Source organism: Microbulbifer zhoushanensis (assembly GCF_021729055.1).
GTDB classification, from domain to species: domain Bacteria; phylum Pseudomonadota; class Gammaproteobacteria; order Pseudomonadales; family Cellvibrionaceae; genus Microbulbifer; species Microbulbifer zhoushanensis.
The window spans coordinates 135,652-160,940 of sequence record NZ_JAJSAO010000001.1 but is presented as its reverse complement, the minus strand read 5'-3'; the positions used below and the strand labels follow the sequence as shown (position 1 = coordinate 160,940).

Below are 25,289 nucleotides of genomic sequence, written 5' to 3'. Positions count from 1 at the left end.
GGCAAACCCCGCCCGCAGCAAGTGGAAAATACAGGGATGGAATAACAGGGATGCCACAGGAGATTTCCGCCACAGAGCCCGACTGGACGCGCGAACAGCCCAGGGGCTTCTGGGACCCATCGCGCAGGCTGCTGAAAAGCATACGCGAGTACCAGTCTGCCGGCAGCGGTCCACTGGACAGGCTCCGCCGCAAGCTGGCGGTAGTGCGCCACCGCTTCTGGAGCATCGTTTCCGGGGCGGATATCCCCCTGAACTGTCGCATTGGCGGCGGCCTGCAGATGCCCCACCCCAACGGGGTTGTCATTCACCCCGGTGCCAGTGTGGGAGTCAATTGCCTGCTGTTGCAGCAGGTCACCCTGGTGAACGGGGTCACCCTGGGGGGCAATGTCGACATCGGGGCCGGGGCTAAAATTATCCGGCCTGTCACCATCGGTGACTATGCGCGTATTGGCGCCAACGCGGTGGTTCTGGAGAATATTCCCGCCGGTGCCGTCGCTGTCGGCATTCCCGCACAGGTCGCCAGGACCAGCACATTGAGCGATAGGCGGGAAAGTTCCGGGCCAATTCCAGGTGAGTCCCCAACGGACTGGGCTGCAACACTGGCGGAGTGAACACCGGCAGTACAACCCGGGGCAGCCTCTCTGCTCCCCCCGGGTCAGCCCCCGTAATCAGACAATTTTCTGCTTGCGCAACTCTTCGATCTCGCCGGCGCCCTTGCCCAGCAGGTCCCGCAGGATCTCCTCGGTATGCTGGCCGAGCACCGGCGGGGCCTGGTCGTATTGCAGCGGCGATGCAGAAAACAGCACCGGGTTGCGCACGGTACGCACAGTGCCCGCGGTCGGGTGCTCCTGCTCCACCACCATTTCCCGCGCCTGCACCTGGGGGTCCCCGAATACCTGCTGCAGGTTATTGATCGGCCCACAGGGTACGTGGGCTTCACTGAGTTTCTCCAGCCACCAGTCCGAATCCCGCTCCCGGGTCGCCTGCTCGATCAGCGGAACCAGCTTCTCCCGCGCCAGCACCCGCGCCGCGTTGGTAGCGTACGCGGGCTGCTCCGCCACTTCTGGCAGGCCGGCAATCTGGCAAAAGCGCTTGAACTGGTCATCGTTGCCCACCGCCAGCATAAAATAACCGTCCCGGGAGGGAACCGCCTGGTAAGGAACGATATTGGGATGGGCAGTGCCCTGGCGTTCGGGACTGCGACCGGAAGTAAGGAAATTCTGCGCCTGGTTGGCGAGCCAGGCCACCTGGGTGTCCAGCAGTGCCAGGTCGATATACTGGCCCTCGCCGGTCTGCTGCCGGTGGATCACCGCTGCCAGCACCGCCGACACCGCGTACATCCCGGTCATCAGGTCGGCAACCGCGACACCCACTTTCTGCGGGCCCGCGCCCGGCTGGCCCTCGGGCACCCCGGTAAGGCTCATCAGGCCTCCCATGCCCTGGATCATGGCGTCGTAGCCGGCGCGGTTGGCATAGGGGCCAGTCTGGCCGAAGCCGGTAATGGAGCAATAGATGATGCCGGGATTGATCTCGCGGATGGACGCGTAATCCAGCCCGTATTTCTCCAGGCCACCCACCTTGTAATTCTCCAGCAGCACGTCGCAGCGCGCCGCAAGGTCACGCACAATCTGCTGTCCCTGTTCCGTGGTGATATCCAGGGTCAGTGATTTCTTGCCCCGGTTGGCGCTCAGGTAGTAAGCCGCCTCACTGGTGTCGGCACCCTGGCCGTCTTTCAGGTAGGGAGGGCCCCAGTGGCGTGTGTCGTCGCCGCGCTCGGGGCGTTCAACCTTGATTACCTCGGCACCGAAATCGGCAAAGACCTGCCCCGCCCAGGGGCCGGCGAGAATCCGGCTCAGGTCGAGAACCTTCAGGTGGGAAAGCGGACCCGGCATAACTGTGTACTCCTTTATTCTTCACACCCGTGACCTACTGCAATGGTGGCACAGGCCCGGCGGGCTCAAATCCGGAACGCAGACTACCAGATTCTCCGGCGCGCTGTTGCCAGAAGCTTCGCCGGTGCCCGGGGAGAGGCCCCACCACAGGGAATGGCGCCGGAGTTTACCGCCGGCGACCGGCTTGGAGCCGGCCGCGTACGGGCGTACACTCTTGGCGAGAATAAAAATACCCACACTGCCCAGCACAGGAGGGCCCAGTGATGACGACAGAATCCCGGCAAGAGTCCCACACTTCAACACCTGGAGAGGAAGGCCAACCGGAAGCATTCCGCTCATTCGCCGACTTCTATCCCTATTACCTGGGTGAGCACGCCGATATCACCTGCCGGCGCCTGCATTTTGTCGGCACTTCACTGGTGATCGCGCTGCTGCTGCTCACGCTGGTTACCGGCAACCTGCTCTGGCTCCTGGCCATGCCATTGGCGGGATACGGGTTTGCCTGGGCCGGCCACTTCTTCTTTGAGCACAATCGCCCCGCCACGTTCAGGCACCCCCTCTACAGCCTGCTGGGCGACTTTGTGATGTTCCGGGATATGCTGCTGGGGCGGATCCAGCGCTGAACCGCGGACAACAGCTGAGGAGCCGCCCGGCCTCAGCGGGCCAGGCCGTGGCGGCGCAACTTGTTGGCTACTGACGTATGGGAAATCCCCAGCCTGCGGGCCATTTCGCGGGTCGACAGGCGCTGCTCCAGCAGCGCCTGCAGCAGCCCCAGCTCCACCTTGTCCATCACCTCGCGGTAACCCAGGCCCCGCGCCCAGTCAAGCGGCAGTCCATCTCCCGCCCGTGCCGGCTGTGGCAGGTCCCCAGCGCTGATCTCCGTTGCCCCTCGGTCGCGACAGCGGCGCACGGCCGCGGCGAGACAATCATGCAGGCCGGCAAAGTTACCGGGCCAGTCAAACCCATGCAGGCACTCCGCAGCCTGCTCGCCCAGGGCCAGCCCTTCCCGCTGACCCGCCGCCCCGGGTTTACCCAGCTCTCGCAATGTCGCACTGGCAAAACGGCCGATCGCGGGACGCATACTGCGCAGGGGTGGCAGCTCCAGTACCAGTTCAGAGAAAAACTGGGCCAGGGCCGGCTGCAGGAGCGCGGGTTGCTGGCTCGTGGCCACTGCCCGGACGGTTCGGGGCAGCGCCCGCAGCTGCCGCAGGAGTGACTGCTGCGCGGCCGGAGCCAGCCGCTCCGGCTCCTCGATCACCAGGGTTCCGGCATCCGGCCAAGCACCGGAAGGCAAGCCAGCCTCGAATCCCGGGGAAGGATCCAGGCGCATACAGTCCCCCCGGGAAGCCAGCGGCGACAGGTAATGAACCGCGCCGGCAAAGGTGCTCTTGCCGCTTCCAGCCTCTCCGGTTATCAAGAGCGGCGACGCCAACGCCGCCATTTCCTGCAGGTCCAGGCAGGCCTGCCGGCGAAGATCGAAATCCCACAACGCTACCGGTGATGGCAGTCGCGACAGGGCCGCTGTATCTGCGTCTGGCTGCAGGGTCAACACTGCGCCAGCGAGGGATTCCACCGCGCTGTCGTCCCCCAGTGCAATGGGTACCCACTCCAGCCGGAAATCCTGCCCGCGCACGGTAACCGGCACCCCATAGCGTGGCACAGCAAAATCCCGCAGTAACTCCGCCACCTGCAGCAGCGGCAGGAAGCGCTGCAGTTGCATGCCCGGCACCCGGTCCATACTGACGCCGAAGGCCCGTGCTGCGGCCAGGTTGGCCGCGACCACCCGCCCCTCGCGGTCGACCGAGAGTACCGGCTCCGAGACATGGCGCAGGAGTGTGTCCAGCTCGAAGTGGCGGCGTTCGGAGGGAATCAGGGAAATACGGCGTACCCGTTTCAGGCCGGGCACCTGCAACAGGGATTTCTCGATCGCGCTGAACTGGGTATTGAGCATCCCCGGCGCCGACAGGTAGACCTTGTCACCACTGTCGCCACCGAGCTCACCGGAAGTCACGTTAACGCGAAAATCGGCAAATATGGCCGTAATTTCCTGCAATATACCTACACGATTTTCACATGTTATTTCTATTCGCATAAGAATCTGTAAACAATTATTTACAGAAATCTTAGTCCCGGCGCACCCCAGGGCGCAACTATGGGCCCCGGGGACTGCCGTTCGGGCCTGCGCCTGTCTAAGAATGTACGGGTGATAACAACAAAGAGTTAACGCGCCCGCGGGACCCTGCGGCCATCGGCACGCAGGGACGTCAAAAGCGGAGCGACGGGAGAACAGAGCCATGAAGAAAGAATCACAAGCCAACGGCAAGAAACCGAGCAAGTATGTGGCCCGGGAGCCGGACGCGCAGGGCTATATCCACTACACCGATGTGGAGCACCAGACCTGGCAGCGCCTGATCGAACGCCAGCTGGAAGTGGTGCCCGGACGGGCCTGCGACGAATACCTGCGCGGCCTCGAGCTCCTGGACCTGCCCCGGGACCGCATCCCGCAACTGGAAGAAGTCAGCAGCGTCCTGCGTCGGGAGACCGGCTGGGAAGTTGCACGGGTGCCCGCCCTGATCGGCTTCGAGACCTTTTTCGGGCTGTTGGCGGACCGCAAATTCCCGGTCGCCACCTTTATCCGCACCCCGGAGGAGTTCGATTACCTGCAGGAACCGGATATTTTCCATGAGATTTTCGGTCACTGCGCCATGCTGACCAACCCGGCTTTTGCCAACTTCACACAGAAATACGGCCAGCTGGGCCTGGCGGCATCCCCCAAGGAGCGTGCGTACCTGGCCCGCCTGTACTGGTTTACGGTGGAATTTGGCCTGCTGCAGACCAGTGACGGCCTGCGCATCTACGGCGGCGGTATCCTGTCTTCTCCCAAGGAGACCCTGTATGCACTGGGCGATGAACCGGCCCGCTACGACTTTGACGTGCTCGATGCGCTGCGCACCCCCTACCGCATCGATATCGTACAGCCGATTTATTACGTGCTGAACGACCTGCAGCAATTGCAGGAGCTCACCGAAATAGACCTGATGAGCCATGTGCGCGAGGCCATCGACCGGGGCCTGTTCGAGCCCCGCTTCCCGCCCAAGAACGCAGCCTGACCCGGTACGCGCCACAGGCCCCCTGTGGCGCGCATTCGGCAATGCCCACCTCCCGCTTCCCCACTCCCCAGCCCCGGGGAGAAATCCGGGCTACCGACTCGCCTCACCGGAGATTAACGTTACCGGTGTGAGTGCAGTGAGAGGCCAACGATTCCCAATGTCGGATCCCCGCACTGCATACAAATTAGCCGGGGTATTTTGTTGCCATTGACGGCCCCCAGTTTACGGTTCAGGGATACACACCCCGCGTTATAGGGAGCCTTGTAGAACAATGTCCTCACTTGACGCGATTGACAGACAACTTCTTGCTATCCTGCAATCAGATGTTAGCCTCTCCATTGAAGAGCTGGCCGAGCGTGTGGGGCTGACCAAGACCCCATGCTGGCGGCGGATCCAGAAGTTGGAAAAAAGCGGCATCATCCGCCGCAAGGTGGCCCTCCTGAATGCGGAGGTGCTGGGGTTGCCGGTATCGGTTTTCGCCCAGGTGAAAACCGACCAGCACACAGCCGAGTGGGCCGAATCATTTGCGGCCCTGGTGGCAAAACTGCCCGAGGTGGTCGACTGCTACCGCATGGCCGGTGAGTACGATTACCTGCTACGCATCGTAGTCAGTGATATCGCCGCGTATGACCGCTTCTACAAGGAACTGATCCGCCAGGTGGGCATCAGCGATATTGTCTCCAACTTTGCCATGGAGCAGATCAAGAGCACCACCGAACTGCCGATCCCCTCCGGAGAGTGACACCGGCCGCTCGAGTACCGTACCCGATAATTTTAACAACGATCGACGGCGGGCCACGCACCACCCCACGCAGCGGAAGCACTGCCGGCGTGGGGCCCGGGGCGCGTCCCGGGCCGTCAGGCAGTAGAGGTAGACATGCAAGACCTTGCCCCCCTTCTCGAGCGTATCCGTACCAGCGTCATCGGTGAGCGCCTGCCGCTCAGCACCCCCTTCGGCACCCGGCCACTGGTCTACGCCGACTACACCGCATCCGGTCGCGGCCTGACATTTATCGAGGATGCCATTCGTAACCAGGTCCTGCCCTGGTATGCCAACACCCATACCGAGACATCGGCGACGGGCCGCCAGACCACAGCTTTCCGGGAGCAGGCACGGGCGGCGGTGCGCAAATCCGTCAATGCCGGAGAAGAGCACGCGGTAATTTTCTGCGGTGCCGGTGCCACCGCCGCGGTCAACCGGCTGGTGGATTGCCTGGGACTGCGCGCCGACCATTACCAGCGCTTCGGCGCCGCCTCTGCGGAAATCCCCGCGGCACAACGGCCAGTGGTGTTTATCGGCCCCTATGAGCATCACTCCAACGACCTGCCCTGGCGCGAGTCAGTCGCGGAGGTGGTGACCATTCCACAGGGCGACAATGGCAGCGTGGACCTCGAGGCGCTGGAACAGGCACTGCGCCAGTACGCGGACCGCCCCCTACGCATCGGCAGCTTCTCCGCCGCCTCCAACGTCACCGGTATCCGCACTGACGTGGATGCCGTGACCGCACTGCTGCATCGCCACGGCGCCCTGTCGTTCTGGGATTACGCCGCCGCCGGGCCCTATGTCCAGATCGACATGCAGGGGGATGGCAACAGCACCTGCAAGGATGCGCTGTTCCTGTCACCGCACAAGTTCGTCGGTGGCCCCGGCACGCCGGGCCTGCTGGTGGTGCGCAAATCCCTGCTGCCGGCGGAACAGCCGGCGGTACCCGGAGGCGGCACCGTCTCCTGGGTGGGCCCCGAGAGCCACACCTACCTCCCCGCCGGTGAGCGTCGCGAGGAAGCCGGCACCCCGGCCATCGTGGAATCCGTGCGCGCCGGTATGGTCTTTGCACTGAAAGACCGGGTAGGCGCGGCTGAGATCGAGGCGCGGGAGGCCCAGTGGCTGGACCGCGCCTTCAGCCGCTGGGGACAGAACCCCAATATCGAGATCCTCGGTGGTACCGGGGCACCGCGGGTGAGCATCGTATCGATGCACATTCTTCGCGACGGCAAGCCCCTGCACCACGGGTTTGTGGTGGCCCTGCTGAACGACCTGTTTGGCATCCAGGTCCGCGGTGGCTGCTCCTGTGCCGGCCCCTACGGCCACCAGCTGCTGCACCTGACCCCGGAACAGAGCGCCGCGCTGGAACAACTGGTCAGTGAGGGCGAGAGTATCCTCAAGCCAGGCTGGGTGCGCCTCAACTTCAATTACTTCCTCGACCAGGAGACTGCCGATTACCTGATCGAGGCCATCGAGATCATCGCCGCAGAGGGCTACCGGCTTCTACCCTATTACCAGTATGACGCCGCCGGCGGGGTGTGGCGCTACCAGGGCGAGGCGGCCAAACCGCCACTGCAGCTGGAGATCGACAGTGCCGGCACCGACATCCCGGCCCCGGTGACCGGCGCACTGGACGGTTTCCTGGCGGAAGCACGGGAGATCCTGCGCGCACCACAGGGCAAGACCTGCGCCCAACCGATCCTGTCGGAGCGGGCCGAGAACCTGCGCTGGTTCAACCTCTGAATGTTCGCCCCTGCCGGGGCGACATTGCCTCGGTGGTTTCCGCTGCGCCGGCTTCCGTGGATAATGGATGCGGGGACCAGCCCCGGACGGGACAGCGACACAAGGAGCGACAGTGGCGGAAACCTCCCTCTTCCAGTCTTTTTTCCTGATCTTCAGCGGCGCCGCGCTGATTGCCACCCTGGCGCTGTATGGCCGGCAGCCTTTGCTGGTAGCGTATATCGCGCTGGGGGTGCTGCTGGGCCCGTCCGGCGTGGGCGTGGTCAACAATGTCCAGCTGCTGGCCGACATGTCCACCATCGGCATCATCTTCCTGCTGTTCCTGCTGGGACTGGACATGCAGCCCCGGGCACTGGTTTCGGTAATGCGCAAGGCCACGTTTGTGGGCCTGATCAGCTGTGCGCTGTTCCTGGGAATGGGCTATGCCATCGGCCAGCTGTTCGGTTTCACCAACGCCGAATCCTGGGTGATCGGCATGGCGATGATGTTTTCCAGCACCATCATCGGCATCAAGCTGCTGCCCACGACCGTACTGCACCACAAGCACCTGGGCGAGATCATGGTGGGCCTGTTGCTGTTCCAGGATTTCGTCGCCATTGCCTGCCTGATGATCCTCCTGAGTGGCAGTACCGGCGAGGTCGATTTCGTCCGCCTGGGCATGTCGTTTGCCGCCCTGCCCCTGCTGGTGGTCGCCGCCTGGGCGGTGGTGAAATACGTCCTGCTGCCCCTGCTGACGCGCTTCGACCGGTTCCACGAATACGTCTTCCTGGTGGCACTGGGATGGTGTATGGGTATGGCGGAAGTGGCCGAGATAGCGGGCCTGTCGCGGGAAATCGGCGCCTTTATTGGTGGCATCACCCTCGCCACCAGTCCCATCTCCCAGTACATTGCCCTGAGCCTGAAACCGCTGCGGGACTTCTTCCTGATCCTGTTTTTCTTCAGCCTGGGGGCCCAGTTCAACCTGGCCATGGTGCCGGAGATAGCCCTGCCCGCACTGGTGACGGCGGCGGCTGTGCTGGCGGTAAAGCCGGTGGTGTTCCGTTACCTGCTGGGAAACCAGAGCGAGCAGAATGTGCTGTCCTGGGATGTGGGGTTTCGCCTCGGGCAGATCAGTGAATTCTCGCTGCTGATTGCCTTCCTCGCCGCAGGGCAGCAGTTGATCGGCAGTGCCGCTTCGCACCTGATCCAGGCCACCGCCATTATCACCTTCCTGGTGTCGTCCTATATTGTGGTGCTGAATTTCCCCAACCCGATCGCCATCAAGGACCACCTGCGTCGGGACTGAGCGGGGAACGCCGGCCGGTGCGCAGCAACCCGAACCGGGCCGGAATGTCCCGCGCAAACATCAGGTACAGGCAGGGCACCAGCAACAGGGAAATGGTGGTTGCGGCGAGGATGCCGTAGCCCAGCGAGATGGCCATGGGAATCATAAAGCGCGCCTGCACCGAGGTTTCGAAAATCATCGGCATCAGGCCGCAGAAAGTGGTGACAGTGGTGAGAATGATCGGCCGGAAGCGGCGCGCCGCGGCCCGCTTGATCGCCTCGGTGATCTCGACACCTTCTTCCCGCAAGCGGTTGCCGTACTCGATCATGACCAGGGTATCGTTGATCACCACCCCAGCCAGCGCCACCATCCCCAGCAGGCTGACCATACTGAGCCCGTAACCCATTACCAGGTGCCCGAGCACCGCGCCGATGACACCAAAGGGAATCGCCACCATCACCGTCAGCGGCTGGATATAACTCTTCAGCGGAATCGCCAGCAGCAGGTAGAGCGCCGCCATGGTCAGGGAAAAGGTGAGCCCCAGGGACGACAGCCCCTCGCGCTCCTCGGCCTGGCGCCCCTCATAGGAAATGCCCAGCCCTGCGTACTCTGCACGCAACTGTGGCACCACGGAGGCGTTCAGTTCGTTGATTACCAGGGTGGCCTGGTCCGAGGGTTCGACGTTGGCAGTCACCGTCATTACCCGGCGCCCCTCGCGCCGGTTGATACCGGCGTAGGCACGCCCCTTGTCCACCTCGACCAGGTCCGGCAGCGGCAACCAGAGGTTGTTGCCGGCACGGATCATGATACTGGACACGTCTTCAAGGGTGCCCCGCTGTGCTTCCGGCAGCCGCACCATCACCTTGACCTGGTCGCGCCCGCGCTGCTGGCGCATGGCCTCGGCGCCGTAGATCGATGAGCGCAACTGCCGGCCGATTTCCTCCGCGGTAAGCCCCAGGCTCTTCGCGGTTTCCGTCAGGGTGAGGTCCAGCTGCTGCTTGCCCAGCGAAATACCCGGATCGATATCGCTGACATTGGGGAAATCCTCCAGCGCCGACGCCAGCCGCAGCGCCACCTCTTCCAGGATCCGGGTATCCGTGTGGCGCAGCTCAACCGTCAGCGCCGGACCGGCACCGGGACCGCCGCGGTCCGCGGCAAAACGGGAACTCAGGGCCCCGGCCACCGGCCCCACCGCGCGCCGCCAGTCACGGACAAATTCCCCGGTGGTAAAAGTGCGCTGGTCGGAAGGCACAAAATAAACATCCACCTGCACCTCATTGCCCTGGATCAACCCCCGCATTCCCAGGAACACATCCTCCCGCCCCCTTTCATCCAGGACACGGTTTGCGGCGTCGATAATCTGGGCGCGGGCACGCTCGAGTTGCTGTTCCGCGGTGCCCGCCGGAAAAGTGATCTGCACCCGGCCCGAGTCCCGCTCAACCCTGGGCATCAGGGTGAACCCCATACGCCCGCTGGCGGCATAGCCGGTTACCACCATCAGTGTCGCCAGTGCCACCGCAATGGTCGTATATCGATGGCGGATGCACAGGTCCAGGAATGGCCTGAAGCGCTTTTCCACGAAGCGATCAAGACTGCGGGCAACGATTTTCTGGCGCGCGGCGAAACGTCGCGCCTGGTTGTTACGGTAACCGCGCCGGGAATATGCCAGGTGCGACGGCAGGATAAACAGCGCCTCCACCCAGGAGATTACGAATACCGAACCCACCACCAGCGGGATAATGCCGAAAATCTTGCCCATGAATCCCGGCAGGTGCATCAGCGGTATAAAGGCAACGATATTGGTGAGGATGGCAAATGTGAGAGGCACCGACACCTGCCGCGCACCGGCAATCGCCGCCTCCAGGTTGCTGTAACCCAGCCGCCGCCACTCGTAGATATTTTCCCCGGCGATGATCGCATCATCCACCACGATACCCAGCGCAATGATGAACGCGAACATGCTCACCATATTGATGGAGAGATCCATCGCCGGCAGGAACAGCAGTGCACCGAGGAAACTGGTGGGAATACCAAGCGTCACCCAGAAAGCCAGGCGCAACTCCAGGAAAGCCCCCAGGACCAGGAATACCAGCATCAGCCCGATAAACCCGTTTTTCAGCAGCAACGACAGGCGCTCGCGAAAAATCTTTGAGTCGTCATCGCGCACGCTGATCTGTACACCCTCCGGCAGGGTGCGACGCACTTCGGCCAACACCTCGTGCGTGGCCTCGCTGACACTCATGGGGGTCTGGGTACCGATACGGAACACGTCGATGCCCATTGCCGGCTCGCCGTTAAAGGTCATGTTGCGCGGCTCTTCCACCAGCGCGTCGCGCACCGTGGCGATATCCCTGAGCCGCACCGTGCCCCCACCGGTGCCCTGCACCACCACGATATCACCGAACTCCCGCGCCCAGTCGCGGCGCTCGGTAACCCGCACCAGCACCTCGCCGGCCCCGGTCTTGACGCCCCCGGCGGGCACATCCACCGCCGCATCGCGCACCAGTGCCGCCACATCTGGCAACGACAAGCCGTAGCGACGCAGGTCCTCACGCCGGACTTCCACCGCCACCTCGAAATCCCGCACACCATAGGTTTCCAGCGAGGTGATACCCGGGTGAGCTTCCAGCTCCTCGTAAATCTGCATGGTGATGGCGCGCAGCGCGCGCACGTCGATATCGCCGTGCACCACCAGGTCGAGTACATCCCGCTGGCGGTCGGCAAGACTCACCTGCGGGCGCTCGATATCACCGGGGAAGGTGGTTACACGGTCGATCGCCTGCTGGATATCCTGGTAGACCTTACTGCCGTCAGCGTCCTCGTCCAGCTCCAGGGTCAGCGAAGCACTGCCCTCGCCCGCACTGCCACGCATCTCGCGGATTCCGGGAATGCCCTGCACCGCCTGTTCGGCCGCCACCAGCACGCCGCGCTCCACTTCCTCGGGACTGGCGCCGGGATAGGAGATCTGCACCGTCACCATGTCCAGGCTGAAATCCGGGAATACTTCTTTCTTCACGATCATCGAAAATGCCAGCCCACCAACGATCAGCACCAGCATCAACAGGTTGGCAGTGACATGGTTGTGGGCCATCCAGGCAATGGCGCCACCGCGGGTCTCCACCACCGGGCGGCGTGCGGTTTTTTCCGCAGACGGGTCACTCATTTGTGCACTCCCCGGTCCTTCACTGGTGCGGCCGGATCATCGGCCGGCGTTTCCGCGGGACCAGCCTGCCCGGACCCGGGCGGGCGACTAGTGGGGCGCCTGCCGGCGCGGTTCGGGTCCCCGGCGGGCCGCTCGCTGCCACGCATCGTGGCCGGGGCAGCGACGCTGACCTTCATTCCATCGATCACCGTATTCAGGCGCGTGGTAACCAGGATCTCACCACCGGTAAGGCCCTCATCCAGCAGCGCAAAATCGCCACTAAGGTAGGCCACCTCGACCGGTTGTATACGGATCCTGCCGTCTGCCACGACCCAGACCACATCGCCGTCCTGCACCGCCGACAACGGCACCCGCACGCGGTCCCGTGACGCCGGGCTGACAATACGGACCCGTGCCAGGTCATTCAGCAACAGCTGCGGCTCGCCGGGATTGGCGATCGCCAGCGGGTCCTCCAGCTCCACCAGTACCCGCGCGAGCCGGCCCTGCTCTTCCAGCACCGGGATCAGCCGCACGAAACGGCCCGCCCGAAAACGGTTGGCCGGCCACTGGCTCCCCTGCACATTCACCTCCACGCCCTTGCTACGCAGGCGCGCGAGCTGGTTTGCCGGCACCTCCACCTCGATATGGAAGCGATCAGCCCCGGCCAGTTCGTAGAGCACAGTACCGGGCCCCACCCTGTCCCCCACATCGACAGTGCGGCTGACCAGCAATGCCTTGAAAGGCGCGCGGATCTCAGTCAGGCGCAGGTCCCGTTGCGCCAGCCGCAGCTGGGCCTCGGCCGCATCTACCCGGGCACGAGCCGCCGCCAGCTGGGGCTCACGCAGTACCAGGGCGCGGTCCGCCTCCGGTAGTGAGCTGCCCAGCAACTCGTACTCCTCCTGCGCCACCTGTCGCTGGCCCTGCTCCTGCTGTAACTCGGCACGTCGCTCGGCCAGGGTGCTGCGCGCGGTCTGCAGGGCCAGTTGATAGGGCTCGGTTTCGATACGGGCCAGCAGCTGGTCTTCCTCCAGTGTCGATCCCTGCCCCAGGTCGTAATCGAGCCAGTCCACCCGACCTTCCACCTGTGGCTGCAATTCCACCATTTCCCGGGCCTGCACCCGGCCCAGCGCCTCCACGGTCACCGGGAAGCGCCCGCGCTCAGCCACGGCGACATCCACGGTCGGAGCAGGCGGTGCCCGGTCGGCGCGGCTCATGGTGGGTCTCTCCCGCAGGAACCAACTGGCAAGCAACACGGCACCAACCAGCAACCCAATGGGCAATACGAAATTCCAGTTGAGGCGTCTCGCCATCAGGATTCCCCCGCCCGGTACAACTCCAGCTCCACCGGCAGCGCCGGGGGCAGGTCCTCTCCGGGTATCCCACCGGACAGCGCCCGGTAGAGGGTTACACGGTTCTCGATCAGCTCTCGCCTGGCGGTGAGTAGTTGCCGCTCCAGGCTCTGCTGGTCATTGGTGGCAGCCAGGACATTGAGAAAATCCACGGTGCCGCGGCTATAGGCGCGCCGCTGGCGCTCCACAATCAGGTCAGACAGCGCCGCCCGCTCTCGCAGGTGTTCCAGGCGCACGCGCACCGCCTGTTCCTGCACCAGCGCCTGCTCCACCTCAGACAGGGCCTCGAGTACCGTGGCCCGGTAGAGCTGCCACTGCTCCTGCTCCGCGGCTTGCTGCCGCTGTTGCTCTGACGACAGCTGCCCGCCGTCGAAAATCACTCCCTCGGCGGCGGCGGTCAGGGTCAGCAACCAGTCCCTGGCGATATCACTGATGGCCGGACCGCCCCCGCTATAGATCGCCGACAGGCTGATCACCGGCAACCGCTCGGCCCAGGTCTGTTTGGCCAGGTAGTGGCCCTGCAGCAGGTTCCGCTGCGCCTCGCGCACATCGGGACGGCGCAGCAGTAACCGGGAGGGGACCCCCGTGTCGGGCAGTGCCGGCAGCGCCGGGAGACCGGCCGCCGGTTGCACCATGGTTTCGAGCTCACCGGTATTCACGCCCACCAGGGTGGCGAGCTGTACTTTCAATATCTCGATATTGAACCCGGCCGCATCCAGCTCCTGCTGTGACTGCTCCACCAGCTGGCGCTGCTGCAGGACATCTGCGGCAGCGCTGGTACCGCCACCAAACCGCAGTTCCAGCACCCGCAATGTTTTGCGGTTGGTATCCAGCTGCCTGGCCAGCAGCTCCCGCTGGCCCCACTGCTCGCGCAGTTGCAGCCAGGTGGCTGCCACCTCCGCTGCCAGGCTGAGTGCGGCCGCCTGCAGGCTCTCTTCCTGCGCCAGCTTCGCTGCCTCCGCGGCGAGTGCACCGGAGCGCACCCGCCCCCACAGGTCCACCTCGTAACTGGCCGCCAGGCGGCCACTCCAGCTGCCGCCCTCGTTCTCACCACCGGAAAAGTCGAAATCACTGTTACTGGAGCGGCGCTGCTCGGTGTGGTCGAGGCCACCGGTCAGCCGTGGCCACAGGCCCGACCGCGCCCCGCGCGCTGTGGCCTCGGCCTGTTGCAGGCGCCACAGCGCCCCCCGCAGGTCCGGGCTGTCGGCGAGCGCTCGGGTGACCAGCAGGTCCATCTGCGGATCCCGGAAATTGTCCCACCAGCGCAATCCCGGCTCCGCCTCACCCGACAGGGAAAAGGCGTCCGGCAACCCCAGGGCCTGCTGCGGCAGTCCCGGTGGCAATGGCTGGGTGGCACAGGCCGTCAACAGGGGTAACAGCAGTGCCAGTATTCGCGAAATAGACAAAAAACGTCCGCCAGTTGTGTTATTCAATCGAAAGCCGGGAAATTATTGCGCAGCCAGGCGCCCGGACAAGCGTATTTACGCTTGTTTACCCTTCCGCTCTCGCTCCTCTCTACGTTCTTCGGGTGGTAATGGCCTTTCCATCCGGAACTGGGGAGTGCCCTCTGCCGCGGACTCCGGTATCATGGCCACCACTGGAAAGTGATCACAAATTCCAGCAAGGATGACCATAGCCATACTAGCGGCCGCCCAGTCAGGCGCCGGTCGCGGACCTACCCGTGGCAATTATGGTGCAACTGATTACCATGCAAGCAGCAATGCCCGGGGCCGGCCCCGGAAGCAACCGACAGCGAAGGTAGACGAGACAAATAATGAGCAAACAGCAACCACTCGCCCATTGGGACGATATCCTGCTCCTGGACCGCCAGCTCACCGACGAGGAGCGCATGGTGCGCGACACGGCGCGCGAATACTGCCAGACGCGGCTGATGCCGCGGGTGCTCGAGGCCAACCGCCACGAGGAGTTTGACCGCCAGATCATGAACGAGATGGGCGAGCTGGGCCTGCTGGGCTCCACCATCGAGGGCTATGGTTGCGCGGGACTCAACTACGTTTCCTACGGCCTGGTGGCGCGTGAGGTGGAGCGCGTGGATTCCGGCTACCGCTCCGCCATGAGCGTGCAGTCGAGCCTGGTGATGTACCCCATCTCCGCCTACGGCAGCGAGGCGCAGAAAGAGAAGTACCTGCCGAAGCTGGCCACCGGTGAGTGGGTCGGCTGTTTCGGCCTCACCGAGCCCGACGCCGGCTCCGACCCGGGTGGCATGAAGACCCGCGCCCGCAAGGTCGACGGCGGCTACCGCCTGAGCGGTTCCAAGATGTGGATTACCAACAGCCCCATCGCCGATGTATTCGTGGTCTGGGCCAAGGATGACGACGATGTAATCCGTGGCTTTGTACTGGACAAGGGCATGGAAGGGCTGAGCGCCCCCAAGATCGAGGGCAAGTTCTCCCTGCGCGCCTCCATCACCGGTGAAATCGTGATGGACAATGTGTTCGTGCCGGAAGAGAACAAATTCCCCGATATCGGCGGGCTGCGCGGCCCGTTCGGCTGCCTCAACCGGGCCCGCTACGGCATTTCCTGGGGCGCCATCGGTGCGGCGGAATTCTGCTGGCACGCGGCGCGCCAGTACGGCCTGGACCGCAAGCAGTTCAACCGCCCGCTGGCCCAGACCCAGCTGTTCCAGAAGAAGCTGGCCGACATGCAGACCGAAATCACCCTGGGCCTGCAGGCTTCCCTGCGGGTGGGTCGCCTTATGGATGAAGGCAAGGATTTCGACCCCACCATGATCTCGCTGGTCAAACGCAACAACTGCGGCAAGGCGCTGGATATTGCCCGCGTCTCCCGTGACATGCACGGTGGTAACGGTATCTCGGACGAGTTTCATGTGATCCGCCACGTCATGAACCTCGAGGCGGTCAACACCTACGAGGGTACCCACGATGTGCATGCCCTGATCCTGGGCCGGGCACAGACCGGGCTGCAAGCCTTCTTCTGATGCCTGTATGATGCGCCTGTAGCCGCCCCCGGGCGGCCTGCAGGCGCACTCTCAACACGGGCACCTCCCAATGGAACAACTGCTGTACTGGTTCGATCTTATCGGCATTGTGGTCTTTGCCTTTACCGGTGTCCTCGCCGCCGGCCACAAGCAGATGGACCTGTTCGGCGCAGTGGTGCTCGCCTGTGTCACCGCTACCGGCGGTGGCACCACCCGCGACATGATCCTCAATATCCCGGTCTTCTGGCTGCAGGAGAGCCACTACCTGTGGCTGGCGGCGGGTACGGGAGTGGTCAGCTTTTACCTGATCCGCTACCTGCAGGTGCCGATGCGGCTGCTGAAAATTGCCGACGCCATGGGCCTGGCAGTGTTTGTGGTGATCGGCACCCAGAAGGGCCTGGACCTTGGCCATAGCCCCGCCATCGCCATTGTCATGGGCGTCATGACCGGCACCTTTGGCGGACTGATCCGGGACATCCTGGCAGGTGACATCCCCCTGCTGTTGCGCCGTGAAATCTATGCCACCGCTGCGCTCTCCGGTGCCGCAACACTGGTGTTACTCGACGCCAGCGGTAAACTTCCCGGTGAGGCGGTGGTGGCCATCGCCGTACTGGTTACCCTGGGTATCCGCCTGGCCGCCCTGCGCTGGAACCTGAGCGCGCCTATTGCGCGGTTCGGCAACCATTGAAAGCAACCGGCCGAAATCCCCGGTCCGTAGATTACAGGTGACTACGCTTGACTGAACTCCGTATTGCCAGGGCAGCCCTGGCGCTGCTGATGTGCGCTACGCTCTGGGCCTGCGAACGCGACCCACGCACGGCCGCCGTGGGCGAAGAGCCCACTCGACTGGTCCCCAAGCCCTGCTGGTTCGAGACCGATGGCGACTGGCCCCTGGCACAGTGCTTCATGATGGAAGTACCGGAGGACTACGCTGAGCCGGCCGGTCGACGGATCCAGTTCCCGGTGGTGCGGTTTGTCGCTTTCGAGCCGGATCCCGACAAGGTTCCACTACTCCACCTCGGCGCGGGGGGCCCCGGTGCGGCACTGGGGCTGGAACCTGAAAACGCCTCCGAGTGGTTGTGGATCAACTATGCCGAGATGACGGTCGACGATGGCCGCGACCTGATCGTGATGGACCCCCGCGGCACGGGCATGGCCCGGCCCCGGCTGACCTGTGACGAGTTTATCCGGGATGCGGAGACCGCTTTCCAGCGCCACCTGTCGCGGGATGAGGAGGCCCGGGTCTTCACCTTCAGCATGGAGCGCTGCTACAGCCGGCTCAGCGAGCAGGCTGACCTGGCCCAGTACCACAGCGCCAATGTGGCCCGCGATGTGGATGCCCTGCGCCAACAGCTGGATCTCGACAAGCTCAACCTGTACGGGGTCTCCTACGCCTCCCGCTACGCCCTTACCGTGGCCCGGGACTTCCCCCAGTCGGTGCGTGCGCTGGTGCTGAACAGCGCCGTATTCCCGGAAATCAAGTACACCCAGCAGTTGCCTGCAGACACCCTGGAAGCGTACCAGCGGGGCCTGGATTTCTGCCGCGAGGACAAGCAGTGCAACAGCCGCTATCCGGACCTGCAACGCCGCCTGGAAAGCCTGGTGCAGACCCTGGACGAGAATCCACGCAAGATTGATATCCGGCATCTCTACTCCGAGGAGGAATACCCGTTCGTACTGACCGGCCAGCGGCTGCTGCGGGTCCTGTTCCAGGCCCTGTACGACGAGAGCTTCTACCCGGAACTGCCGCGAGTGATCGAGGGGCTGGAAAACGGCAACAATGCCCCGGTAAAAGAGGCGATCGGCAAATTCATGAACATCCTGCTGGACCCCTATTTCGGGGATGCCGCCGGGGTGAGCCATTTCTGCCACGAGGAGGCGCCGTTCGTTAATTTCGACCGGGCACGGACAGAAGCGGCAGAATCGGGCATCCTCGGTGGCGCTGTGCGCGCCGATGTCGACCTCCTGCAGGTACAGTGCCGGATCTGGGCCATTCCCTCGGCACCACTGGACGAGTCCAGGCCGATCCGCACACCGTTACCGGCCCTGGTACTGCACGGCGCCCTGGACCCGGTGCTGGATGCCGCGGATGCGGACGAGGCCCGGCAGGAACTGCCCAATCACCAGTGGCTGCTGTTCCCGAAACTCGCCCATGATGTGATCTCCGCCAGTAACTGCGCCGAGAGCGCCGCCGCCCGCTTCCTCGACAACCCAGGCAACGACGCCACAGAGGGGGTTGCCCAGTGCCGCCAGGAGGAACTCGCAGCGGAAAAGGCTCCCGTGCAACCCGAGGAGCACCCGGGCGACAACGGGGAGAATCCGCTCGCAGAGCCGCCGGAACAGGCAACCGGCCAGGCTACCGACGGGACCTCTCCGGCGGATCCCGGCAGCCGTAGCGACGCGGTGTCGCAGGAAACACCTGCTGCGCAGTAATTGTCCCGGGGCGGCGCACCAGAGGTGTCGCCGCTATCTTTCCGCCCCTACCTTTCCCCGTTCTTTCCCTTCGCCCCCACGGGGAAACGATATCGAAGTTGTCGGCCCCTGCCACGCCCATGCGCCCCAGCCTTCTAGACTAAACGGGGTTTCCTGTCAGGACTCTCTGCCCGGTTACCGTTACCAGTCGCCTCGACGAGCATTGGAGAATTTCATATGGCGCGCGTTTCAAGTGGCAACCTTGGCACCTTCCTCCGGACAATCCACAGGCAGGGACCGGCTCCCTGTGTAGCCCTCTGTCTCGCGACACTGCTCGCCAGTGGAGCCACAGGGCAGGACAATAGTGTTCCCGAAGATGCCCTCTTCCACGATTCCCATTTCCACCTGACCAACTACGTTCAGGAAGGCACCGATATTGACGATTACCTGGACATAATGGGTGACACTGTCGGGCGCTCTACGCTGTTCGGGATTCCGCTGCAGCAAACCTGGTCTTACGAGAATACCGGCGAGACAGCACCAACCTATTACCTCGAGTCGGACTCACCCCTGTATTACTACTCCTTCACCGACGCCCACATTGCCGAGGCCTATAACAGCCTCTCGGACGAGCAGAAGGCCCGGCTCGACCCCATGATCACCGGCTTCAACCCGGCTGACATGTACGCTGCCGACCACATCCGCCGCGTGCTGGAAACCTACCCGGGCGTATTTTCCGGGATCGGGGAATTCACCATCCACAAGGAGTTTGTATCGTCCAAGGTCGCGGGCGATACCGCCAGCCTCACGGACCCCGCGCTCGACAAAATTTTCGACTTTGCCGGGGAGACCGGCCTGGTGGTCATCCTCCACAACGATATCAATACGCCATTTCCCAAGCCGGGCAAGGAACCCTTTGCCCTGAAGCAGTTAAAGGCCCTTTTTGAGCGCCACCCGGAGACAACCATTATCTGGGCCCATATGGGACTGGGGCGTGTGGTGAGGCCAATCAAGGACCAGCTTGCGATCGCGGAAAAGATTGTTACCAATCCCAAGATGAAGCACGTGAATATCGATATTTCCTGGGATGAAGTGGCCAAGTACGCCACGGAGACTCCAGAGGCTGTACAGAAAACAGCAGACCTTCTCAACAAGTATCCCGACCGGTTCCTGTTCGGTTCCGATGTGGTTGCCCCCGACTCCATCGAAGCGCAGAAAGCGGTCTATGAAAAGTACAATCCGGTCTGGGACAAGCTTACACCGGAAGCGAAAGAGAAGATTACCAAGGGCAACTACGAGCGTATTTTCAATGAAGGCCGGCGCAAGGTGCGCGCCTGGGAAGAGAAAAACGTAAAGCAGTGAAACGCCCTGTTACCTGCGTACGCACCTGCAACTGCTGACTGTCCCGCTTCCGGGGCAGCTTCCACCCGACAGGGGCCGGGAATGGCCCCGGTCCACACCCGGCAATGATCACGGAAGATTCATGAGAGCTTTACAACCTGACGCTGCCTTCCCCCGGCAAGGACTGCGACTGCGGCCGGCAATATTCCTGGCACTTGCATGGTTAACAGCACCGGTCTCTGCCGCACAGGACGGCGGTGAGCTGTTCGGCAAGCCACACCTCAACCTCTACACCACTATCCAGCTGGATATGGGATACGAAAAGAACCAGACAGCAGACGACTGGTTTGATGTCATGCGGCCTACCAAATTGCCAGCGTTCGAGGATGAATTCCCACCGGATGGAAATTTCTATGCCAGCGTGCGGCAGACACGCATGGGCTTCAAGGGAAACTGGCAAACCCGTTGTGGCGAGGTAAAGACCTGGTTTGAATACGAACTTTTTGGTTCCGGCAGCAATGTCGGGGAGACCACCTTCCGTTTTCGCCATGGCTGGGCGGAATTCTGCCAGGTGGGCGCAGGCCAGACCTGGACCCTGTTCATGGACTCCTCGATATTCCCCAATGTGGTAGAGAAGTGGGGCCCCAACGGCATTCCTTTCTTCCGCAATGTCCAGCTTCGCTGGACTCCCTGGAGGGACGGTGATTCGCATTTTGCAGTGGCGCTGGAACGCCCCGGGGCAACCCGGGACGAGAGCGACTACGACGAATTTATCCAGCTAGAGGGCGTTGTGGGGCATTTCCGCCTTCCGGACGTTACCGCCCAGTACCGACAATCGACCCACTGGGGCCACTTCCAGATGGCCGCCCTCGCCCGCCGGATCGAATGGCAGAATTCACCGAATAGTGAGTTTGACCTGGACGGCGATGTGACCGGCTGGGGCATCAACTTCTCCGGCAGTATCAAGATGGATTATACCGAGCTAAACCTGAGTGCAACATACGGGGAAGGCATACAGAGCTATATGAATGATGCGCCCGCGGACATCGGCGTGGTGGAAAACTTCAACAACCCGGTAACCCCTCTCACCGGTGAGCCACTGCCGATGCTGGGACTCATGGCATACCTGGACATTGACTGGAACGACAACTGGACGACTAGCGTCGGCTGGTCGGGTCTCGACATCAACAATACCGATGGCCAGCTGGAACGGGCCTATGAACAGGGTGAGTATGCGTCCATCAACCTGCTGTACCACCCGGTGAAGAGTGTAATCCTGGGCCCGGAACTGATCTGGGCCGACCGCGAGGCCCGGGACGATTTTCGCTCGGAGGACTGGCGCCTGCAGTTTTCCTTCAAGTACAAATTCAATATGGACCTCGTTGGAGACTGACTTGCCCCCGCGAGCACCAGCCAGGACCCGGCGCAGCCCGGCTGCCTCGCGGGATGCCCCCCGCATCACCCAGCTGGCTCCATTCCGCGGCAACTGGAGCCGCTTGGCTCAGCGCCGTCTTTACCCCGCCAACTGTCATCCGCTAGAGGCTGGACACGGCCACCGTTTGTCCGTAATTTCTACCTCATAACAATACAAAGACGTTACGGAAGATGAATACCCAGGCCGTTATCGAAGTTGCCGAACTGTCGGATCTCCTCAAGGATCCCGAACTCGTTATCCTTGACTGCCGTTACGACCTCGCCCAACCGGATGCCGGCCAGGGCTGGTTTGCGCAGTCCCATATCCCGCGGGCCCAGTATGCGAGCCTGCACGGGGACCTCTCCGGGCCGCACGAGCGCTATGGTGGCCGTCACCCCCTGCCCTCGGTAGAGCAATTTGCCGAGGTTGCCCGCCGGCTCGGGATCAGTGCCGATTCCCGTGTGGTGGTCTACGACGACCAGCGCCTGGCTTTTGCCGCGCGCGCCTGGTGGCTGTTGCGCTTTTTCGGGCTGGGGCGGGTATCTGTGCTGAATGGCGATTTCTCGGCCTGGCGCGAAGCCGGCCTGCCGGTGGAAAGCGGCGAGGCGCAACCGGTGCCCCATGGCACCTTTGCCCCCAGCCCGGATCCCGCCGCGGTCGCCGACCACTGGGAGATCTACTCGGGCCTGGCCAACCCCGCCTGGCAACTGGTGGATGCCCGGGACCCGGCGCGCTTCGACGGCACTGACGAGCCCATGGACCCGGTGGCGGGCCATATCCCCTCCGCCATCAACAAACCCTGGCAGGAAAACACCGGGGAGGACGGCAGACTGAAATCGCCACAGGCGCTCAGGGAGCATTGGCAGGACGTCCGTTCCGATGAGCCATTGATCTGCTACTGCGGCTCCGGCGTCACCGCCTGCGTCAACCTGCTGTCCCTGCATCTCATCGGTCGGGACGATGCACGCCTGTACCCGGGCAGCTGGAGCGACTGGTGCGCCCACATACTGCATCCCACTTCCCATGAGGCCGGCTGACGCCGGGTAGCGGCCCGCCCAGCCCCAAAACAGAAGCGGCCGGCACCCTGCTGGTCGCATCGGGGCCGGCCGCGTCGGCCACTCATCAGGCTATGGAAAAACCTTAGCGAATCAGGCAGGCGCCGGTACCCGCCAGGCCGCAGTAACCCTCGGGGTTCTTCGCCAGGTATTGCTGGTGCTCCTCCTCGGCGTAATAGAATTCCGGCGCCATGGCGATTTCCGTGGTGATTTCGTCATACCCCTTGTCTTGCAGGGCCGCCTGGAACTTCTCTTTCGACTTCTTCGCCTGTTCCAGCTGGGTTTCGTCGAAACAGAAAATACAGGAGCGGTACTGGGTACCCAGGTCATTGCCCTGGCGCATACCCTGGGTGGGGTCATGCTCTTCCCAGAAGCGCTTCAGCAGGTGCGCGTAGCTCACCTTGTCCGGGTCAAACACTACCAGTACCACCTCGGCATGGCCGGTGCGGCCGCTGCAGACTTCCTTGTAATTCGGGTTCTCGGTACAGCCGTCCGCATATCCGGCAGCTGTGACGTACACTCCGTCGATTTCCCAGAACAGGCGCTCGGCCCCCCAGAAACACCCCATGCCAAAAATGGCCTGTTGCATTCCCTCGGGAAATGGTCCCTTCATGGGTTTGTCGTTGACGAAATGAATCCCGGTGATGTCCATGGGCTCTTTGCGGCCCGGCAGTATCTGGTCCGCGCAGGGCATCTTGAACTTGTCGTATTGCATCGTCTCTCCACCTCTCCGGGCCGGCTGGCCCTGGTAAATCTTAACTCCCGGCTTCACCGGCAACCATGATGCAGCCGCTGGCCTTCATCGGCCTGCTGACCTGCCATTCCCGGTAATCCGCCCCCAGCTTGTCCTGTGCGCGCTCCGCCAGTCGCCGGAACGGTGAGCGGCCGGGATCCACCAGGACCACCCTCTCTACGCCGGCCCGCAATGCCCGGCGCGTCAGATTGAAGAGTGGCGCCTCCAGCTTGTCCCAGAAACAGATGTCCGTCCCGATGATCGCGTCAAAGGCGGCAAGGTCCTTTTCAGTGACTTTCTCGTAGCGGCAGCGCCAGGTTTTGACATCGACCCCATTCAACTCTGCATGATAGTCGACAAAAGGGAATACGCTGGGATCCGCATCCAGACCAGTCACATCAGCAGAAAACTGCTTTGCACAGAAGATTCCACCCAGCCCCCAGCCACATCCCAGGTCCAGCACACGTGCGCCCTTCCTGAGGGGATGGCGCTTGAGGTAGTCCATGGTGAGGCAGGAACTCTTCCAGAACTTGTTGCCGTGCAGGGTGGGGTCACCGGCTTCACGCCGCAGGCGGCGCATATCCGGATGGGCGTTCTTGCGTACGGTCAGCCCGAACAGGCGACGGGTATCGTTTTGCGTGCCAGTCACGTTTTTTTCAGCTCCCGGGTTCAGTTCGCTCAACCAAAACAAGGCAGTAGCCGTCAGTTGGGCGCCAGTTTAACTATTTAGGACTGTGGTTTCAGCTTACTGGGCTATTTTTCAATGACCAATCGCAGTGCAATGCACTGTGAATCACCACATGGATATCGTGGACTTAGGATGTACAAGCATATAGCAACCGGTATTGCCGGTGTCACCCTGCTCGGCGCAAGCCTGGCGAACGCAGTCCCGGTTTACGAATCGGATGAGGTCACGCTGTTTATATCCGGGTATTTCAGCGCAAACCAGATCAATACCGATGGCAACACCTTTCTGGATGATGGCTTCAACCGCATTCGCCTGGGCCTCAATACCTCTGCCTACAAGGACTGGAATGTCGGTTTCAATGCAGAGTGGGGGGTCAATGCGATCTCGGCGGGGCAACCGCTGATCATCGCCGGTGACCAACAGGCGGGCCTGGGCGATCGCGGTCGGTCGCTGTTTATCCGCCAGGGCCATGTATTCGCCAAGCACGAACACTGGGGTGACTTCGTCGCCGGCAAGCAATGGGCCGTCTATTACGATGTCGCTGGCTATACCGACTGGTATGAGATTTCCGGTGGCCTTGCCAGCGGCGCCTTCTCGCTGGGCAGCGATGGCGGCATCCTCGGCACCGGTCGCGCCGACAGCGCCATCACCTGGCACAAGAGCTGGGCCGGCCTGGGCGGCGAAATGAAGATTGGCCTGCAATACCAGGCCCACACCGCCCCGATTGATGTCAGAGTAGAGAACGTGGTCGGCGAAGACCTGCTGCTGGAGTGCCCGGAGGGAGACTGTGAATTCGGGCTGGGACACTCGATTTCACTCCAGTATACGGCCGATGTCGGCGACGGCCTCACACTCGGCGCGGCCTATAACCGCGTGAAGATTGACCTGGAAACCACGCGCGGGCGCGTGTTCGATATTACCGATCCCCTCAATCCGATCCTGATAAGGACCGACTTCAGTATCGGTGCCAGCAGTAACTCCTGGGCCCTGATTGCCGGATTTCAATACGGCAAAGGACCCTACCAGGAAGGCCTCTACGCCGGGGTTGTGGCCCAGCGCTCGCAGAACAATGAGCTGGCCCCGGAGGGCTCCACCGAGGGCATTACCAACTTCTTCGATGCCGAAGGCAGTGAGTCCATCTTTACCTACACCTGGGGCCTCAAGGACTGCTACTCGTTCTATTTCGGCCACAATATCCTGCGCTCCGATGATCCCGGTTTCGAGGAGGCGCTGATCGACGAGGACCTGTTCGAGCTTAAAAAGTATTTCATCGGCTTCCAGTATCGCTGGAGCGACCGTGTCAAGCTGTATACGGAAAACACCATCGATGACAGTAACTCGCTGGGTGCGGCGTTCGCCGGTGATGTGATTGCGGTCGGCATGCGCGTCGACATCTGATAACCTCACGGCCCCGGGTTATTTAACAA

19 protein-coding genes and 1 pseudogene are annotated in these 25,289 nt (G+C 62.8%); 13 read left to right on the top strand and 7 right to left on the bottom strand.

The genetic code is table 11. The features are described from left to right. Positions 1-50 precede the first annotated feature (50 nt). The gene (locus LVD10_RS00700) at positions 51-611 is read left to right on the top strand and encodes a serine acetyltransferase (RefSeq protein WP_237061382.1); all 561 of its coding nucleotides are present in this window, start codon (positions 51-53) and stop codon (positions 609-611) included. 57 nt (positions 612-668) lie between these two features. On the opposite strand, the gene LVD10_RS00695 is transcribed toward LVD10_RS00700, so the two are convergent. Next, the gene (locus LVD10_RS00695) at positions 669-1,892 is read right to left on the bottom strand and encodes a CaiB/BaiF CoA transferase family protein (RefSeq protein WP_232942261.1); all 1,224 of its coding nucleotides are present in this window, start codon (positions 1,890-1,892) and stop codon (positions 669-671) included. Positions 1,893-2,155: 263 nt separating this feature from the next. Here LVD10_RS00695 and LVD10_RS00690 point away from each other — a divergent pair, with 263 nt between their 5' ends. Next, the gene (locus LVD10_RS00690; RefSeq protein WP_232942259.1) at positions 2,156-2,515 is read left to right on the top strand and encodes an Mpo1-like protein; all 360 of its coding nucleotides are present in this window, start codon (positions 2,156-2,158) and stop codon (positions 2,513-2,515) included. 32 nt (positions 2,516-2,547) lie between these two features. Here LVD10_RS00690 and LVD10_RS00685 read toward each other — a convergent pair whose 3' ends face one another. Beyond that, complete coding sequence (locus LVD10_RS00685; RefSeq protein ID WP_369413269.1) at positions 2,548-3,984, bottom strand: TyrR/PhhR family helix-turn-helix DNA-binding protein; 1,437 nt, start codon at positions 3,982-3,984, stop codon at positions 2,548-2,550. 169 nt (positions 3,985-4,153) lie between these two features. Between LVD10_RS00685 and phhA the strand changes: the two are divergent. The 4 genes and pseudogenes from phhA to LVD10_RS00665 all read left to right on the top strand — a co-directional run. Next, positions 4,154-5,002: pseudogene (gene phhA, locus LVD10_RS00680) on the top strand (phenylalanine 4-monooxygenase); the annotation flags it as partial. A 271-nt stretch (positions 5,003-5,273) separates the two neighbouring features. Continuing rightward, positions 5,274-5,744, top strand: coding sequence for an Lrp/AsnC family transcriptional regulator (locus LVD10_RS00675; protein WP_232942253.1), 471 nt, complete (start codon positions 5,274-5,276; stop codon positions 5,742-5,744). Positions 5,745-5,879: 135 nt separating this feature from the next. Next, positions 5,880-7,508 (top strand): aminotransferase class V-fold PLP-dependent enzyme, encoded by a 1,629-nt coding sequence (locus LVD10_RS00670; protein ID WP_237061373.1) that lies wholly within the window; start codon positions 5,880-5,882, stop codon positions 7,506-7,508. Positions 7,509-7,620: 112 nt separating this feature from the next. Next, positions 7,621-8,790: a cation:proton antiporter domain-containing protein gene (locus LVD10_RS00665; protein ID WP_232942249.1), complete on the top strand. Its 1,170-nt coding sequence runs from the start codon at positions 7,621-7,623 to the stop codon at positions 8,788-8,790. On the opposite strand, the gene LVD10_RS00660 is transcribed toward LVD10_RS00665, so the two are convergent. Genes LVD10_RS00660 through LVD10_RS00650 form a run of 3 tightly spaced genes read right to left on the bottom strand, consistent with a single transcriptional unit; the run spans position 8,765 to position 14,666 of the window. After that, a complete protein-coding gene (locus LVD10_RS00660; RefSeq protein ID WP_237061371.1) occupies positions 8,765-11,932 on the bottom strand; it encodes an efflux RND transporter permease subunit in 3,168 nt (1,055 codons plus the stop codon). The genes LVD10_RS00665 and LVD10_RS00660 overlap by 26 nt on opposite strands. Next, positions 11,929-13,221 carry an efflux RND transporter periplasmic adaptor subunit gene (locus LVD10_RS00655; RefSeq protein ID WP_237061370.1) on the bottom strand — a complete coding sequence of 431 codons (1,293 nt, stop codon included), beginning with the start codon at positions 13,219-13,221 and terminating at the stop codon, positions 11,929-11,931. The genes LVD10_RS00660 and LVD10_RS00655 overlap by 4 nt, the downstream gene beginning before the upstream one ends. After that, a complete protein-coding gene (locus LVD10_RS00650; RefSeq protein WP_237061369.1) occupies positions 13,221-14,666 on the bottom strand; it encodes an efflux transporter outer membrane subunit in 1,446 nt (481 codons plus the stop codon). Before LVD10_RS00650 ends, LVD10_RS00655 begins: the two co-directional genes overlap by 1 nt. Before the next feature lie 368 nt (positions 14,667-15,034). On the opposite strand from LVD10_RS00650, the gene LVD10_RS00645 reads away from it, so the two are divergent. The 6 genes from LVD10_RS00645 (at position 15,035) to LVD10_RS00620 (ending at position 22,423) form a co-directional block, all read left to right on the top strand. Further along, a complete protein-coding gene (locus tag LVD10_RS00645) occupies positions 15,035-16,219 on the top strand; it encodes an acyl-CoA dehydrogenase (RefSeq protein WP_232942241.1) in 1,185 nt (394 codons plus the stop codon). Positions 16,220-16,289: 70 nt separating this feature from the next. Further along, positions 16,290-16,907: a trimeric intracellular cation channel family protein gene (locus LVD10_RS00640; RefSeq protein ID WP_232942239.1), complete on the top strand. Its 618-nt coding sequence runs from the start codon at positions 16,290-16,292 to the stop codon at positions 16,905-16,907. Positions 16,908-16,954: 47 nt separating this feature from the next. Further along, positions 16,955-18,652, top strand: coding sequence for an alpha/beta fold hydrolase (locus LVD10_RS00635; RefSeq protein WP_237061368.1), 1,698 nt, complete (start codon positions 16,955-16,957; stop codon positions 18,650-18,652). 216 nt (positions 18,653-18,868) lie between these two features. After that, positions 18,869-19,993: an amidohydrolase family protein gene (locus LVD10_RS00630; protein ID WP_232942235.1), complete on the top strand. Its 1,125-nt coding sequence runs from the start codon at positions 18,869-18,871 to the stop codon at positions 19,991-19,993. A gap of 121 nt (positions 19,994-20,114) precedes the next feature. Next, a complete protein-coding gene (locus LVD10_RS00625; RefSeq protein ID WP_232942233.1) occupies positions 20,115-21,365 on the top strand; it encodes a DcaP family trimeric outer membrane transporter in 1,251 nt (416 codons plus the stop codon). Between the two features lie 212 nt (positions 21,366-21,577). Then, on the top strand, positions 21,578-22,423 hold the full coding sequence (locus LVD10_RS00620; protein ID WP_237061366.1) for a sulfurtransferase: 846 nt from the start codon (positions 21,578-21,580) through the stop codon (positions 22,421-22,423). 103 nt (positions 22,424-22,526) lie between these two features. On the opposite strand, the gene msrA is transcribed toward LVD10_RS00620, so the two are convergent. Both msrA and LVD10_RS00610 read right to left on the bottom strand, forming a co-directional pair. Further along, complete coding sequence (gene msrA, locus LVD10_RS00615) at positions 22,527-23,156, bottom strand: peptide-methionine (S)-S-oxide reductase MsrA (protein ID WP_232942229.1); 630 nt, start codon at positions 23,154-23,156, stop codon at positions 22,527-22,529. A gap of 40 nt (positions 23,157-23,196) precedes the next feature. Continuing rightward, positions 23,197-23,823 (bottom strand): class I SAM-dependent methyltransferase, encoded by a 627-nt coding sequence (locus tag LVD10_RS00610; RefSeq protein ID WP_232942227.1) that lies wholly within the window; start codon positions 23,821-23,823, stop codon positions 23,197-23,199. A gap of 171 nt (positions 23,824-23,994) precedes the next feature. Between LVD10_RS00610 and LVD10_RS00605 the strand changes: the two genes are divergently transcribed. Further along, complete coding sequence (locus tag LVD10_RS00605; RefSeq protein WP_232942225.1) at positions 23,995-25,260, top strand: porin; 1,266 nt, start codon at positions 23,995-23,997, stop codon at positions 25,258-25,260. The last annotated feature ends 29 nt before the right edge of the window (positions 25,261-25,289 follow it).

Coding starts and splice junctions, on each gene's coding strand:
- LVD10_RS00700 (WP_237061382.1), top strand. CDS start 51: ATGCCACAGGAGATTTCCGCCACAGAGCCCGACTGGACGCGCGAACAG.
- LVD10_RS00695 (WP_232942261.1), bottom strand. CDS start 1,892: ATGCCGGGTCCGCTTTCCCACCTGAAGGTTCTCGACCTGAGCCGGATT.
- LVD10_RS00690 (WP_232942259.1), top strand. CDS start 2,156: ATGACGACAGAATCCCGGCAAGAGTCCCACACTTCAACACCTGGAGAG.
- LVD10_RS00685 (WP_369413269.1), bottom strand. CDS start 3,984: ATGCGAATAGAAATAACATGTGAAAATCGTGTAGGTATATTGCAGGAA.
- LVD10_RS00675 (WP_232942253.1), top strand. CDS start 5,274: ATGTCCTCACTTGACGCGATTGACAGACAACTTCTTGCTATCCTGCAA.
- LVD10_RS00670 (WP_237061373.1), top strand. CDS start 5,880: ATGCAAGACCTTGCCCCCCTTCTCGAGCGTATCCGTACCAGCGTCATC.
- LVD10_RS00660 (WP_237061371.1), bottom strand. CDS start 11,932: ATGAGTGACCCGTCTGCGGAAAAAACCGCACGCCGCCCGGTGGTGGAG.
- LVD10_RS00655 (WP_237061370.1), bottom strand. CDS start 13,221: ATGGCGAGACGCCTCAACTGGAATTTCGTATTGCCCATTGGGTTGCTG.
- LVD10_RS00645 (WP_232942241.1), top strand. CDS start 15,035: ATGAGCAAACAGCAACCACTCGCCCATTGGGACGATATCCTGCTCCTG.
- LVD10_RS00640 (WP_232942239.1), top strand. CDS start 16,290: ATGGAACAACTGCTGTACTGGTTCGATCTTATCGGCATTGTGGTCTTT.
- LVD10_RS00630 (WP_232942235.1), top strand. CDS start 18,869: ATGGCGCGCGTTTCAAGTGGCAACCTTGGCACCTTCCTCCGGACAATC.
- LVD10_RS00625 (WP_232942233.1), top strand. CDS start 20,115: ATGAGAGCTTTACAACCTGACGCTGCCTTCCCCCGGCAAGGACTGCGA.
- LVD10_RS00620 (WP_237061366.1), top strand. CDS start 21,578: ATGAATACCCAGGCCGTTATCGAAGTTGCCGAACTGTCGGATCTCCTC.
- msrA (WP_232942229.1), bottom strand. CDS start 23,156: ATGCAATACGACAAGTTCAAGATGCCCTGCGCGGACCAGATACTGCCG.
- LVD10_RS00605 (WP_232942225.1), top strand. CDS start 23,995: ATGTACAAGCATATAGCAACCGGTATTGCCGGTGTCACCCTGCTCGGC.